The following is a 14350-nucleotide window of genomic DNA, read 5'->3' as shown; positions in this document are numbered from 1 at the left end:
CTTGCTGCTTTTTAGCTTCAGCCTGCTGGTTTTGCTGTCGGACTTGGTTAACGTTTGTCTCCAAACCAAATTCGGCGTTCATTGCATTCGGTTTTTTCTGAAAACCGTTATTTGCGAATAAACCGGAAGCTAGTTGTTTTTTAGCTTCTGCCTTTTGGTTTTGTTTGATGACTTGGTTAACATCCGTCTCCATTCCGAATTCGGCGTTCTTTTTATTATTGAATTTTTTGTTGTTTGTCATCAATATCACCTCCTGAATTTATTCTGTTCAGAGGCTGTTTTATTATTCGATGGAATATTTTTTCTTACAATGCGTTTTCCTGTTAGACCATCAATTGCCAAAAATTTCATTAAAGGATAATAGGATTTTACTGAACGGATTTAAAAGTTTTTAGTATGGTGTGTTTCTTACTCCATATTATAAAGCCAATATAAGAAAACACTAAAATGCTCGCGTGTGACAGGCTTATTTGGCGCGAAATAGCCGTTTGAACCTGTCGTTATGCCATTGGACGCTAAAATCCGAATATATTCATTTGATGACGCATCCTTAAAAGCAGCCGCATTATCCCTCATTTTCAACTGGTAGGCATTCACTAAAATTTTGGCTAACTGAGCGCGTGTTAACGGGCTCGCTAAATTCATCTCCGTATCAGAACCGTCAATAATTCCCGCCTCATAAAAAGGTTTTATAAGGTCATATGCCGAACTGTTGGCTTTCACATCTTTAAAGTCCTTCATTTTGCGCATTGGCGGCAATGATAAATTTTGGTCGCGGCTAAGCATTGTCAGTACTTGCCTGCGTGTAATATTATTTTTAGGCTGGAATATACCATCCGCATGGCCCATAATCATACCTGATTTTGATAAAGCTGTAATTTCATGAATATACATATTTTTCGTTGTTACATCGGAAAATAGAAGCTCGTATATTGCTATGTCGTAATCTACACGATTGAACTGTTCCCTCGAGCCGTAATCCGCTACTGAAACCGTATAGCTGCCAGGCGGTAATTGTTCCGTTAAATGTTTTCGGTCGAAAGAAAGGCTTTTTGCATGTGCCAAGTAATCCAAGTTTTTAACAGCGCGATCCCCTTTAAATAGATTGAACGATAAATCGCCAGAATGATTTTCCAGCCCGTTCAATACGATACCAATATTTGTCTGCTTGTTAATTGAAAATGAATAGTTGTCATCATTTGAAACAAAACCTTTATATTTCGTATTAAAAGGGAATACCTGCTTTTATATAATTTCACAAAGTTATTTAATTTTTTCTTAACACATCATAACATATAAATACTATCCAGTAACATGAAGGCCGGAAAATGTGTATAGTATTATTCGGCATTATTTAGAGATTGCCTTTTGGATAGCCGGTTATGCAGCGATGGTGTGAAAATAAAGGGATTTCCGTCAATTTTCTTGAATTATTAAACATGGCTTATTTATGGAGGTACTTACATGGGTTCAAGAATTATGCATGCTATCATTGCCTGTAAAGTAGCGGATGCATTAATGATTCAAGATCAGGCAACCTTTCTAGTAGGAGGCATTGCAGCAGATGCAGCGATAACGAACAAAGAAACCTCGCATTTTTATACAGGGGAACTGCGGCATTTCACTAGAAAAATAGATTATGAGGCATTTGTTGAAAAGTATGGAAGTAAAGCGCCGGAAAGCTATATAGCTGGCTATTACACGCATTTAATCGCAGATGATTTGTGGCTGCAAGGCTTTTATGTGCCGTGGCTGAAAAATCGTATTGAATTAAACCCGGCAGTATTACAGGCATATCATGAAGATTTTAAATTATTGAATGCAAAATTAATCGAATATTACCGCTTGAATGAACGACTTGCAACATTGCTGAAAATTCCTTTTGAAGCAGGAAATTTACAGGAAGTGCCGGCTGAAGAGATTTCTGCATTTATCCCTTATGTTTTAGCTGATTTGAAATATGATTCGGCAGCATTGCACACATCGCTTACTATATTTACGTTGGAGCAAATCATTGGCTATATCGAAACTTCAGTTGAAAAGAGCGTTTTTTTACTGAAAATGAAGCAGAAAAAGCTTGATGAGAAGGAGCATGAACGATGAAAATTTGGGATTTGGCGAAACCGTTTGTCGAGAGTTACGAGCCGACAATACATTACTTAAATGATTATTTTCAAAAATACAGCGTGCATTACGAATACTATTTTGCCAACCACTGCAAAAATAAAGAGGGGAAAATCGTTCGTGCAATTGATCGGCATCCGCAACATATCGGGCGCATAACAGAATCAGCAGAAAAATTGCCTGAAATTATTATGGAGATCAAAAGCTTTTATGAAAAAAGCTATCATATAGAGTTTACACAAGATGTGCATTTACTTGTCGGATTATATGGCTCAAATGCTTATACATACCGGCAATACAATCCTGAAATTGCCTTCTGTCTTGAGAAATTATCTCCCAAAACGGAGCATTTGCAAACAATTGCAGCACATGAATTCGGGCATGCAGCACACCATCTGATTTCGATGAATGAAGCAATCCAGTGGTCGAATGTTGACTGGACAAGCCCTTATACATGGCTGCTGCAAGAAGGGGTTGCTACATATTTAAGTACAAAAGCCGTTCAAACGAGGGAGGATGTTTATTTTGCGTTTGAGGAACATATGGATTGGCTAAACTTTTGTAAGCATAATGAAGTTGAAATTATACAGAAGTTTATTCATGATATAGAAAGTGAAGGCAGCTCATATGTATTTAAGGAATGGTTTTCGATCAATGGCGGACAATCATTTGGTCATACGCGCCTTGCCTATTATATAGCGTATCGTGCCGTCAAACAGCTCATTGATGAAAATGGGGAAATTCCAGCGTTTATGCTATGGAATGAACGTGGATTTCACACTAAGATGAGAAATGAGCTGAATACGCTCATTCATCAATACTAAAGGAGGATTTTATGGATTTCGAAACGATGATGCAAGAATTTGAAGCACTTGGAAAAGAGCGCACGAAAAAGATTTATATGTCAAACGGTGCAAAGGAGCCGGTATTTGGTGTGACGATTGGCTCGATGAAACCGTTCGCGAAGCAAATTAAAATCAATCATGGGCTGGCAGAACAGCTTTATGCGACAGGCAACTATGATGCAATGTATTTTGCTGGAATTATTGCGGATCCGACAGCTATGACAGAGGCAGATTATGATCGCTGGCTTGAACAAGCGTATTTTTATATGATTTCAGATTATGTTGTCGCGGTGACATTGGCGGAATCGGATATTGCACAACAAGTGAGCGATAAGTGGATAGCAAGCGGCGAAGAGCTGAAAATGTCCGCGGGGTGGCATTGTTATTGCTGGCTGCTCGGCAATCGTAAAGATGAGGAATTTTCAAAAGAGAAATTACTGGGCATGCTTGAACAGGTGAAGCAAAATATCCATCATGCACCACCGCGTACACAAGTTGCTATGAATAACTTTGTCATGACAGTCGGTGTTTCCTATAAGCCATTACATGATGAGGCATTAAAAATTGCAGACGAAATCGGAGCCATTGAAACGAAACGAGAGGGGAAAAAACCAGGCATTTTACATGCATATGCAGAAATCGAAAAACAAATCGATAAAGGGCGTATCGGCTTTAAACGCAAATATGTCCGTTGTTAATTGTAAAGGGCTTTACCTTGTTTTATTAGCATACTATTGTATAAACTGGATTTAGGGAATTTCAAGGAGGCTTTTAACATGAAAAAAAGTATTGCCATTGATATGGATCAAGTACTGGCTGATTTTTATTCGAAGTTGCGAGTTACTTATAATGATAGTTTCGGTACGGATTTTACGGATGAAGAATTTTTATTGACAACACAGCGTGATTTGCCTCGCGAAGATGCGAAAAAACTGTTTGCCATGTTAAATGAGCCGGATTATTTCCGCGATTTAAAAGTGCTTGATGAGGACGCAATTGAAGTTATTCAAGAGCTTCAAGAGCATTATGAAGTGTTTATTGCGACAGCAGCGATGGATGTACCCGGGTCATTTACTGCAAAATATGATTGGCTAATGGAGCATCTGCCATTTATAAAAACACAAAATATTGTTTTTTGCGGGAATAAGGCGGTTATACATACCGATTATTTAATCGATGACAGTCCAAGGCAACTAGCTGCATTTAAAGGGACGGGGCTATTATATTCAATGCCGTACAACAGTGCGGAGGAAGGATATATACGTGTCCAAAACTGGCAGGATATCAAACAATACTTCATTAAACAATTGGAAACCGTATAACAGCGTAAGGATTGCACTTGAGCAATCCTTTTTTTACGGATAATTTCGCTGGTCATTTACCGAGGTGCAATAGTATAATTTGAATTATTTGAATTATCTATAAAAGATAAGGGGCAGGTAAAATGAAACCAATCATTGGGTTGACGATGTACGACTTTGATAAAAAACTGGATATTAATAATGCCTATTTAACGTCAATTGAACAGGCAGGGGGTATCCCGGTATGCATACCGAATGCGACAAAAGAAAATGCGGAAGCTTTATTAAACATTATAGACGGGCTTGTATTAATTGGCGGTGCCGATATTGATCCACTATTATTTGGGGAAGAGCCGCATCGCCATATAGGAAGTGTTGTCCGAAAGCGCGATGATAGCGATATTTTGCTAATGAACGAGGCATACAATAGACAAATGCCCATTTTAGGTATTTGCCGAGGCCAGCAAATTATGAATGTTGCGCTTGGCGGAACGATTATACAGGATATTCCGTCACAGATGGAAAATGCTTTATTACATAAGCAATCTTCCAAGCGAGCAGAATTGGCCCACACTGTTGAAGTGGCAACACCAAAATTTAAAACTATTTTTGGGGAAGATTCGTTTCGCGTGAACACATTTCACCACCAATCTGTTGGACAGTTGGGGAAAGGGTTGGTTGTATCGGCAATTGCGAAAGATGGCATTATTGAAGGGATTGAGCATGAATCGCACCCGTACTGTGTTGCAGTGCAGTGGCATCCAGAGGAATTGGCCCCTCATGGAAATATTCATGCACAACGTTTATTTGAAAGCTTTATAAATGCGTGCAAAAAGTAAGGAACGGAATGGCTCAGTCGATAGCGGCTGAGTTTTTTGGCAATATAAAAAAACTTGCCGATTCAACTAGAATGGCAAGCTTACAATTAATGAATATTTCGATAGAGACCTACAACTTTGCCTAAAATGGATACTTTATTGACGATAATTGGCTCCATTGAACTGTTTTCCGGCTGTAAACGAAAATATGTCTTTTCTTTGTAGAAGCGTTTTACCGTCGCTTCATCTTCCTCCGTCATTGCAACGACTATTTCGCCATTGCTTGCTGTAGAAGTTTTCTTCACGATGACATAATCCCCATTTAGAATGCCTGCTTCAATCATCGATTCTCCCATAATTTCAAGCATGAATAAATCTTCTTCCGGAGAGCCATATGCATCTGGCAACGGGAAATATTCCTGGATGTCTTCAATTGCCGAAATAGGTAGACCGGCTGTTACTTTGCCGATTAATGGCACATGGATAACCCCTTGTTTAGCGATTGACATATCTTCCTGATCTAATATTTCAATGGCGCGCGGCTTCGTAGGGTCGCGACGAATAAGCCCTTTACTTTCTAAACGAGCAAGATGCCCATGGACCGTTGAACTAGAAGCTAAACCTACCGCCTCTCCAATTTCACGAACTGATGGCGGATAGCCTTTTGTACGAACTTCCTCTTTTATAAAAGTTAGAATGGCTTGTTGTCGCTTTGAAATTTTCTGTGTCAACTTACTCACCTCTTTATCATGCTATTTTTCTTAATGTAAGTATAGCAGTATGCGAACATGAAAGCAAACATAAGTTCGAAAAAGCAGTTGACAAAAACATACGTTCGTAATATTATGGGAACAAATATTCCGAACATACATTCTAAAAAAGGGGTTTTCTTATGAAGAAGTTGAGATTAAACAGCTTTACATCAATGCTGCTTGCATTTTCCATTTTATTATTTGCCATTATCATCGTTAAAGACGATAAAATTGAATTATACGAACACGTAACAATTGAGCATGGCGATACTTTATGGTCGTTAGCGGAACAATATCGTGGTAAAATGGCAAAGCATGATTGGATAAGTGAAGTTAAGAAGGAAAATGGCTTGCTGGATGAAAAGGTTGTTTTCGGTCAAGTATTGGTCGTACCTGTGGAAAAAGACGCACAATACATCGTCAAACTGAACGAATCATCAGACATGCAATCATCGGTTAAAGTAGTGAGAGAAAATAATGACAGAAACTAAAGCAGTTATTTATTGTCGTGTCAGCACTGAAAAGGACACGCAAGAAACATCATTAATACGTCAGCAAGAGGAGCTGACAAACTATGCTAAAACATTCGGCTATAAAGATGCTCAAATCTTCTCGGATCAGCATAGCGGCTATGACGTAGACCGTGCCGGTTTGCTCGATATGCTCGATTATATGAAAGAGTTTGGCATTAAAGCATTATTTGTGCAGGATGAAACGCGTTTAGGACGCGGGAATGCACGAATGGCGGTGCTCCACTTACTACAAAAGTACGAAGCGACTGTGTACACATTAAATGATGCAGGACCTGTTGTTTTAAATGAAATGGATACGATGCTCCTCGAAATTTTGGCCATTGTTGAAGAATATCAGCGACGTATGCATAACGCAAAAATCCGCCGGGGAATGCGCCGTGCTGTCGAAAATGGGTATAAGCCACAAAATAACTTGAAAAATCGAGGCAATATAGAAGGACGCGAAAGAAAAGAAGTGCCTGTTGAAGAAATTGTCCAGCTTCGCCAAAAAGGGCTGACTTTTGCCGAAATTGCGACTACAATCTCCGGGTTTGGCACTCCAATCAGCAAAGCAACTGTACATAGAAGATATATTGAATATATGGAGCGACTTGAAGAGTAAACACTTGCCCTTCAAGTCTTTTTTTTATACCTTTGTATTATTGGTACGAAGAAAGGTGAGATCGATATGTTATCAAAAGAAAAATTAGCTCGCATTAATGAGCTTTCTAAATTAGCTAAAGAAGGAAAATTGACAGAAGAACAAGCGAAGGAACGTACAGCACTAAGAAAGGAATATTTAGACACATTCCGTTCGACAATGCGCGATACGATAGAGCATGTGAAAGTTGTGGATGAAGAAGGAAACGATGTAACACCTGAAAAACTGAAACAAATTAAAGCGCAAAAAAACTTTTTAAACTAAAATTTTTAATGATATGACACATTTATTATTAAGTATGACACAATTTAATGAACGTTTTGAGAAATGATTGTTTTCTTGCGGGAATTTGTCTAAACTAAAGAATGTATAAATATCGTACGAGGAAAGGATGTCACATAATGACACAACAGATGGATCAGTTAGCAATTAACGCAATCCGTACATTATCAATCGACGCAATTGAAAAAGCAAATTCCGGCCACCCAGGTTTACCGATGGGTGCCGCACCAATGGCATATACGTTGTGGACGAAGCAATTACGCCATAACCCGCAAAACCCAAATTGGTATAATCGCGACCGTTTTGTATTATCAGCTGGACATGGTTCCATGCTTTTATATAGCTTATTGCATTTAGGAGGCTACGGTTTAGAGATGGAAGAGATCAAAAACTTCCGTCAATGGAATTCAAAAACTCCGGGACATCCTGAATACGGCCATACAGTAGGTGTAGAAGCAACAACAGGTCCATTAGGGCAAGGTATTGCGATGTCTGTAGGGATGGCTATGGCTGAACGTCACTTGGCTGCAACATATAACAAGCCGGGTAAAGATATTGTGGACCACTATACATTCGCACTATGTGGTGACGGTGATTTAATGGAAGGTGTTGCTGCTGAAGCGATTTCACTTGCAGGTCACTTGAAATTGGATAAGCTGATTGTGTTATACGATTCGAATGACATTTCACTTGATGGCGATCTGGAAAAATCCTTCTCGGAAAACATTCAAAAACGTTTTGAATCTTACGGCTGGAACTATTTAAAAGTTGCGGACGGTACAGATATTGTGGAAATTAATTCAGCAATCGAAAAAGCGAAACAAAATACTGGCGGTCCAACAGTGATTGAAGTGAAGACTGTCATCGGATTCGGTTCTCCAAACAAATCAGGAAAAGCAGATTGCCATGGTGCACCGCTTGGATTTGATGAAGTTGCTTTAACGAAAGCTGCATACGCATGGGAACATGAGCCGTTCTTCGTCCCAACTGAAGTGTATGATACATTTAAAGCTGCAAGCGAAGTACAGGGCGTCCAGGCAGAAGCAGCATGGAATGAATTATTCGAAAGCTATAAAAACGAATACCCTGAGCTGGCTGCACAATTTGTGAATGCAATGGAAAACAAATTACCGGAGAACTATGCTTCTGAATTACCTGTATATGAAGCAGGTACTGCAGTAGCTACTCGTTCATCATCTGGTGATGCAATCAATGCAATTGCCAAAACAATGCCATCATTCTTCGGCGGTTCTGCTGACTTGGCAGGATCAAACAAAACGACAATTAAAGGCGCCGGCGATTTCTTTGCCGAAACTCCGGAAGGCCGTAATATTTGGTTTGGTGTTCGTGAATTTGCAATGGGCGCTGCGCTGAACGGTATGGCATTACATGGCGGTTTAAATGTATTTGGCGGTACTTTCTTTGTGTTCTCTGACTATGTACGTCCGGCAATTCGTTTATCTGCATTAATGGGCTTGCCTGTAACATATGTGTTTACACATGACTCCATTGCGGTAGGCGAAGATGGTCCTACACATGAGCCGATCGAGCATTTAGCATCGTTGCGTGCAATGCCGAATCTTTCAGTGATCCGTCCTGCTGATGCGAATGAATCTGTTGCAGCATGGAAATTAGCTGTAGAGAGCAAATCAACGCCAACTGTATTAGTATTATCTCGTCAAAACTTGCCGGTATTAGACGCTGCAAAAGAGACAGTATACGAAGGTGTTGAAAAAGGCGCTTATGTCGTTTCAGCTTCATCAAAAGAAACTCCGGATGCCCTTTTAATTGCAACGGGTTCTGAAGTTGGCTTGGCAGTAGAAGCGAAAAAAGCATTGCTTGCAGAAGGAATTGACGCATCTGTTGTATCAATGCCATCAATGGACCGCTTTGAAAAGCAGTCGAAGGAATACAAAGAATCTGTATTACCTAAAGCTGTGACGAAGCGTTTAGCAATTGAAATGGGTGCATCACTTGGCTGGCATAAATATGTTGGCTTTGAAGGAGATGTACTGGCAATTGATCAATTTGGTGCATCGGCTCCGGAAAAAATTGTGCTTAAAGAATACGGCTTCACAGTAGAAAATGTAGTTGCTAAAGTAAAAGCGCTATAATTGGAAGCTCCAAAAGCCACTCGTCTTTTACGGCGAGTGGCTTTTAACTTCTTTCAGAGATTGTTCAAACAGTCGAAAAAGTTAAAGCTTTCGCTGGATGCTATGGATTCGCTATGGAGTTCTTTTCGCCGGCGCAAAGTCGTGCATGGGTATGATTAAGCCAAGGGGCAAATAATTTGTAACGTGCGATTTTTTTGAAGGAATGGTACGATAGAAAATGAAAAACGAAGCAATAGATTAAGGATGTGGACGAATGATGACAGCAGAAAAAATCCAAAAAGACATTACTACATATATTGAAAAAGCAATTCATTTATTATCAAGTCAGGCAGATCCAAAAAAATTCGAAGCAATAATTCAGCAGAATATTAATGATAAACGGGAATCATCAACTTCAACGATTGATTTTTATGACCGCCTAATGTTGAATATGGCGTACTTCGTTGAAAACAAAATGGCATGGACAGATCTTGTTCGTTCGGCATTTACTGCTGGGGAAGTGCCCGATGTAAAGTATATCGAAAACGAATTAATGGCACAGCAAATGCGGATTCGCAATAGTGTTGCAGAGAAAATGGACGATTATAAGAAGGCGTTTCATCAGCAATATGAAGAATTAAAAGCGGAAGATGAGGATGTTATTTACGATTATGCTTATGCTTCGGTGGAACATGCATTGCGCGTGGATTTTCTAACATTAGTCTGTGCGAAAAAAGCGGCAATCTTAACAAAAGGCGATATCGAAGAAACGTTAAAAATGATGGATGGCTATATGGCATACTATACAGACCAAATCGTCAATAAAATGACGCTTTCTTAAAAGGAGATACAATAACAATATGAACACACCATTTAATTATTTGCACAAAGCCCCTGTGATGGCTACGGGGAAACAGCCTGCAATCTTTTTATTGCATGGCTTAGGCAGTGATGAAAACGATTTATTGCAGCTCGTCGATTCGTTTTCGGCACAGTGCCATATTTTTAGTTTGCAAGGTCCAATACAGCACCGCCCAGGCTATGCATTTTATACATTTGAAGAAGAGGGCAAACCAGAGCGCGCCATATTCGATAAAGTATTAAAGGGGATTGAAGCTTTTATCCATGAAGCGATAATAGAATTTGACCTGGATGAACAGCAAATTTACATTGTTGGCTTTAATCAAGGAGCGGCGATGGCACAGTCTCTTGCAATGGTAATGGGAAATACGATTCGCGGCACAGCTGCCTTAAGCGGATATTTGCCGGAGTTTGCAGCACTTGAGTATAGCAAAAAGACGATGGATGCATCAAAAATCTTTATTTCTCATGGGGAATATGATTATGATTTCCCGTTTGAATGGGCAGAGCATGCGGTACGGTTCTTTAATGACTACGGCACGAATGTCACGTTTAAATCTTATCCGGTCGGTCATGGCGTGAGTGAGCAAAATTTACATGATTTAATCGCATTTTTGGCGAACGATTTACCGAAAAGTTTAAATTAAAAAAACAGCTGACGAAAAAGGAATCACTTCTCGTCAGCTGTTTTTTATGTGTCCAATAATTGTTCTGCATCGGCAATTGCCATCGGTTTGTAAAAATAGTAGCCTTGACCTGCAGGACAGCCGAGTTGCTGGAGCATGATCAATTGTTCCTCTGTTTCAATCCCTTCGGCAATCGGGCGCATTTTAATATTTTTCGCCAATTGGATAATTGTTTGCACGATGGCATACATTCCGGGCTCATTCATGGAACTGACAAAGCTTCGGTCGATTTTTATTTCAGAAAACGGCAGCTGCGGCAAATAGCTTAATGAAGAAAAACCTACCCCGAAATCATCGATCGAGCACTCAATTCCGAGCTCCTTCAGTCGCGCCAAAATCTCTTTTGCCTTTGCAAAGTCAACCAATTCGATGCTTTCCGTCACTTCAAGCTTAATATACTTTGCCGGGACATTAAATTTGTTGAATGTATCCAAAATATTTTTTAAAAAATTGGGATCGTAAAAATGGTCAGGTGAAATATTAAGTGCGACCGGCAATATTTTTTTTCCTTCATCTATACGGTTTTGAAGCCAAACCAATACCTTTTTGAAGTTCAATAAATCAATGTCTTTAATTTTCCCTGATTGTTCCGCAATCGGAATGTATTTAACAGGTGAAATAAAACCGAGCTTGCTTGAATTCCAGCGGGATAATGCTTCAAATCCTTCCACTTCAATCGTCGTAAAGTTGATTTTCGGCTGCAAGTACACTTCAAATTCCTCATGATGAAGCGCGTAGGCTAATTGGTTGAAAATTTCCATTTCTTCTGTGAGCTGTTTCGTGCTGTTTTCCTCATACATTGCAAAACTTGTACCGCTTAAATTACGTGCTTTGGATAGGGCGATATCGGTTTGATGAATGCATTGCTCGACTGTCAACGCCTTATCAAAAGTTGTGTAGCCGATTTTTAATGTAATGTAGTTTTCCTTTCCATCAATAATAAATGGTACGAGTGTTAGTGGCTCGACATGTTTATGATGGTACTTGAAACGATCAGCCTCTGCTTTTTTGCCCAAAATTATGGAGTTCGAAAAACGCGAAATAAGCTCATCGCCTGCCGGTAAATACTCTCGCATCCTATCCGCCATTTGACGTAATAGCTCGGCCCCTGCTTGTCGACCGTACAAATCAACAACTTTGTTGAATTCAGCCGGGTGGATAATCGCAACAAATCCTGATTCCCCTGCTTCGATCCATTCAGCCAATTCCGATTTAAAATAGTGCAGATTCGGCAAATTTGTCTCGACGTCATAAAAAGCGAGACGGCTAAGCTCAATCTTTTGCTCGGCATATTTAACTGCAAGCTGAATTAGCAACGCCAACCGGTTCAAGTAGTTAATATCAATTTGCTTTAAGTCGGCATCATCTTGGTTAAATAATGTTAAAATGCCGATCACTTCATTTTGAGGCGTTAAAATAGGCTTCGTCCACGAGCCCCGGATAAAGTTTAGATTACAGTATTTAAAGAGCTGTGCATGTTGCTGGGCTGTGCCGAAGTCCTTTAAATAAACGGCAATCGGATTAAAGCACGAATTTGGCGCAATCGTAAAAAGATCAAGCTCATTAACGACATGGACAGGGAGTGTATGCGAACCTAATGATTTGATTTCATGATGTTGATCGAATAAATGGATTGTGCAATATACATCACGAATATAATACAGCTCTATTTTCCAGGAAATTAAGTTCAAAATAGATTGTAAATTATCTTCATTATCAATCGCTTCGTAAACTTCATGCTCCAATTTGTAAATCATTTTATTTAACTCTGCTTCTGTCGTATCTTCACATGTCAATAAAATATATTGAATAATGTTGTCTTCGCACCGAAGCGGGTGAAGCGTAATGGAGTTCCAAAAAGCGGAACCCTCTTTTGTATAATGTAAAATCGTGAATTTTTTTGCAATGCCGGATTTTAAATGTGAATTTAGTTCTTTAATTGATTTTTCATTCGTGCGATGTCCATTTAAAATATTTATATTTTGATTAATTACTTGGTCGTCTTCAAATGCCGTCAATTTCAAAAAATGATGATTTGCATGTAGAATAGGTATATTTTCATCATTGGCATCAATGATAAGAGATCCTTTCGAAAGCTGGTTACTTAAGGTTTTTAACCATATAAATAATCGATCTTTTGATAGGGGTATGGACTGATCAAGTGACATTATAACTTCCCCTTTAAAAAATTATTGTGAGTTTTAATTAAAGTATAACAAATTTCCTATAATTTGAAAGTATGATAATTATAATATGTAAAAAGTTCATTTTATTTAAGCCTTAAATCCTGTGAAAAAGGGTAAAAGCTTTTTTTAATGTTTAAAATTATAGCGTGAATTGGCAAAAAAAAGAAACTAGCAAAAATGATTGCTAGTTTCACCGGATTTTTATTTCCTGTACTCGTCCATTTTATTCGATATCTTTTCTTTTGCTTCCGCGATCTTTTCCTGTGCTTCGCCTTTTAGCTGATCTCGTTTTCCTTCAGCCTGTAGTAAAGGATCATCTGTCCGACTGCCGAGTGATTCTTTTATTTCACCTTTTAATTTGTTGCCGGCGCCTTTTAGTTTATCAGAAAATGCATTTGACATAGCATATACCTCCTAAAAGTTTGTACAGTTATCTTTTCCCCTAAAACTAAAAGCTAAACAAGTGAATAAATTCAAACTTCTATCAACTGGCGCTCATTGCTGCTCTTCACACCTCGTACTACTGCAGGCGGTTGCCGCAGCCCCGGATTTTTGCCTATCCGTAGCAGCCATACAGCCCGATTAATTGTTCATTTGAATATCGGATAAGATTTTAAAATAAACGCCTTTATAATGCTCGCTGATTTCGTGGCGCAATATGTCCAAATCTACCATTGTTTGTTTGCCCACATTTTCGCCCAATTTGTCAAATAGCTTTGTCAATGCATTGAGAAAGAGCTCGCGCATATGATCAAAGTCATTATTTCGGAAGCTGCTGTTAATATCAAACGCTTCCAGGGAGGTTAACTGCTTTGATGCGCCCGCAAAACGGTCATCATATACGGTGTAGCTCTCGTCGGTAATGATAATAATATGTAAAGTTTCATGTGATATAGTGCGCAATTCGATGTTTGTGCTATGTTTTTTTACATCCATAATTTCGTGAATTCCATATTTGTGTTTAATAAAAAATAATGACATATAAATCCCTCCTATGTATTAAAACAATCTATTTAAAGTATAGTGTAAAATAATGTAAAAATACAAGGATCTTGGCTCTTTACCAAAAGTTAGGGATGACAAAACTTCATGCCAAGGCGAGTTGATTGGAATGGAGGGGAGGAGACTCCAGCGGGAACAGCAAAATTTATTTTGCGACGAAAGCGTAGCGGCAGGAGCACCGAGGGAGAGACTAGGAACAAAAGCTAAGTACGCCACGTCCTGTGGCA

17 protein-coding genes are annotated in these 14350 nt (G+C 39.1%); 11 read left to right on the top strand and 6 right to left on the bottom strand.

Annotation, left to right across the window (positions count from 1 at the left end; translation table 11 throughout):
* Together ACTHOQ_RS02445 and ACTHOQ_RS02440 are read right to left on the bottom strand one after the other, a co-directional pair.
* Nucleotides 1-241 (bottom strand): gamma-type small acid-soluble spore protein (locus tag ACTHOQ_RS02445; protein ID WP_440494082.1); only part of this gene is annotated, 241 nt, incomplete at its 3' end.
* A 167-nt stretch (nucleotides 242-408) separates the two neighbouring features.
* Nucleotides 409-1146 carry an S-layer homology domain-containing protein gene (locus ACTHOQ_RS02440; protein WP_440494081.1) on the bottom strand — a complete coding sequence of 246 codons (738 nt, stop codon included), beginning with the start codon at nucleotides 1144-1146 and terminating at the stop codon, nucleotides 409-411.
* 318 nt (nucleotides 1147-1464) lie between these two features.
* Between ACTHOQ_RS02440 and ACTHOQ_RS02435 the strand changes: the two genes are divergently transcribed.
* From ACTHOQ_RS02435 to ACTHOQ_RS02415, 5 genes are all read left to right on the top strand, one after another.
* Nucleotides 1465-2103 carry a hydrolase gene (locus tag ACTHOQ_RS02435; protein ID WP_440494080.1) on the top strand — a complete coding sequence of 213 codons (639 nt, stop codon included), beginning with the start codon at nucleotides 1465-1467 and terminating at the stop codon, nucleotides 2101-2103.
* A complete protein-coding gene (locus ACTHOQ_RS02430) occupies nucleotides 2100-2948 on the top strand; it encodes a hypothetical protein (RefSeq protein WP_440494079.1) in 849 nt (282 codons plus the stop codon). The genes ACTHOQ_RS02435 and ACTHOQ_RS02430 overlap by 4 nt, the downstream gene beginning before the upstream one ends.
* Before the next feature lie 11 nt (nucleotides 2949-2959).
* Nucleotides 2960-3667, top strand: a complete 708-nt coding sequence (locus ACTHOQ_RS02425; protein WP_440494078.1) for a DNA alkylation repair protein — start codon at nucleotides 2960-2962, stop codon at nucleotides 3665-3667.
* Between the two features lie 78 nt (nucleotides 3668-3745).
* Entirely contained in the window at nucleotides 3746-4291 is a 546-nt protein-coding gene (locus tag ACTHOQ_RS02420; RefSeq protein ID WP_440494077.1) for a 5' nucleotidase, NT5C type, read from the top strand.
* Nucleotides 4292-4413: 122 nt separating this feature from the next.
* The gene (locus tag ACTHOQ_RS02415) at nucleotides 4414-5109 is read left to right on the top strand and encodes a gamma-glutamyl-gamma-aminobutyrate hydrolase family protein (protein WP_440494076.1); all 696 of its coding nucleotides are present in this window, start codon (nucleotides 4414-4416) and stop codon (nucleotides 5107-5109) included.
* Between the two features lie 86 nt (nucleotides 5110-5195).
* Here ACTHOQ_RS02415 and lexA read toward each other — a convergent pair whose 3' ends face one another.
* Nucleotides 5196-5819: a transcriptional repressor LexA gene (gene lexA / locus ACTHOQ_RS02410; RefSeq protein ID WP_440494075.1), complete on the bottom strand. Its 624-nt coding sequence runs from the start codon at nucleotides 5817-5819 to the stop codon at nucleotides 5196-5198.
* Nucleotides 5820-5980: 161 nt separating this feature from the next.
* Here lexA and yneA point away from each other — a divergent pair, with 161 nt between their 5' ends.
* The 6 genes from yneA (at nucleotide 5981) to ACTHOQ_RS02380 (ending at nucleotide 10896) form a co-directional block, all read left to right on the top strand.
* On the top strand, nucleotides 5981-6331 hold the full coding sequence (gene yneA / locus ACTHOQ_RS02405; protein WP_440494074.1) for a cell division suppressor protein YneA: 351 nt from the start codon (nucleotides 5981-5983) through the stop codon (nucleotides 6329-6331).
* Nucleotides 6318-6974, top strand: coding sequence for a YneB family resolvase-like protein (locus ACTHOQ_RS02400; RefSeq protein ID WP_440494073.1), 657 nt, complete (start codon nucleotides 6318-6320; stop codon nucleotides 6972-6974). The genes yneA and ACTHOQ_RS02400 overlap by 14 nt, the downstream gene beginning before the upstream one ends.
* Before the next feature lie 66 nt (nucleotides 6975-7040).
* The gene (locus ACTHOQ_RS02395) at nucleotides 7041-7277 is read left to right on the top strand and encodes a DUF896 domain-containing protein (protein WP_440494072.1); all 237 of its coding nucleotides are present in this window, start codon (nucleotides 7041-7043) and stop codon (nucleotides 7275-7277) included.
* Between the two features lie 137 nt (nucleotides 7278-7414).
* Entirely contained in the window at nucleotides 7415-9409 is a 1995-nt protein-coding gene (tkt, locus tag ACTHOQ_RS02390; RefSeq protein ID WP_440494071.1) for a transketolase, read from the top strand.
* A gap of 253 nt (nucleotides 9410-9662) precedes the next feature.
* Nucleotides 9663-10229, top strand: a complete 567-nt coding sequence (locus tag ACTHOQ_RS02385) for a DNA helicase (protein ID WP_440494070.1) — start codon at nucleotides 9663-9665, stop codon at nucleotides 10227-10229.
* 19 nt (nucleotides 10230-10248) lie between these two features.
* Entirely contained in the window at nucleotides 10249-10896 is a 648-nt protein-coding gene (locus tag ACTHOQ_RS02380; RefSeq protein ID WP_440494069.1) for an alpha/beta hydrolase, read from the top strand.
* Between the two features lie 44 nt (nucleotides 10897-10940).
* On the opposite strand, the gene ACTHOQ_RS02375 is transcribed toward ACTHOQ_RS02380, so the two are convergent.
* The 3 genes from ACTHOQ_RS02375 to ACTHOQ_RS02365 form a co-directional block, all read right to left on the bottom strand.
* The gene (locus ACTHOQ_RS02375; RefSeq protein WP_440494068.1) at nucleotides 10941-13103 is read right to left on the bottom strand and encodes a putative bifunctional diguanylate cyclase/phosphodiesterase; all 2163 of its coding nucleotides are present in this window, start codon (nucleotides 13101-13103) and stop codon (nucleotides 10941-10943) included.
* A 219-nt stretch (nucleotides 13104-13322) separates the two neighbouring features.
* Nucleotides 13323-13523 (bottom strand): CsbD family protein, encoded by a 201-nt coding sequence (locus ACTHOQ_RS02370; RefSeq protein ID WP_440494067.1) that lies wholly within the window; start codon nucleotides 13521-13523, stop codon nucleotides 13323-13325.
* Nucleotides 13524-13703: 180 nt separating this feature from the next.
* Nucleotides 13704-14102 (bottom strand): hypothetical protein, encoded by a 399-nt coding sequence (locus ACTHOQ_RS02365; protein WP_440494066.1) that lies wholly within the window; start codon nucleotides 14100-14102, stop codon nucleotides 13704-13706.
* Nucleotides 14103-14350: the final 248 nt, after the last annotated feature.

Source organism: Solibacillus silvestris (assembly GCF_051967575.1).
Taxonomy (GTDB): Bacteria; Bacillota; Bacilli; order Bacillales_A; family Planococcaceae; genus Solibacillus; species Solibacillus silvestris_B.
The sequence above is the reverse complement of the archived record's forward strand: the minus strand, read 5'-3'. Positions and strand labels throughout refer to the sequence as shown.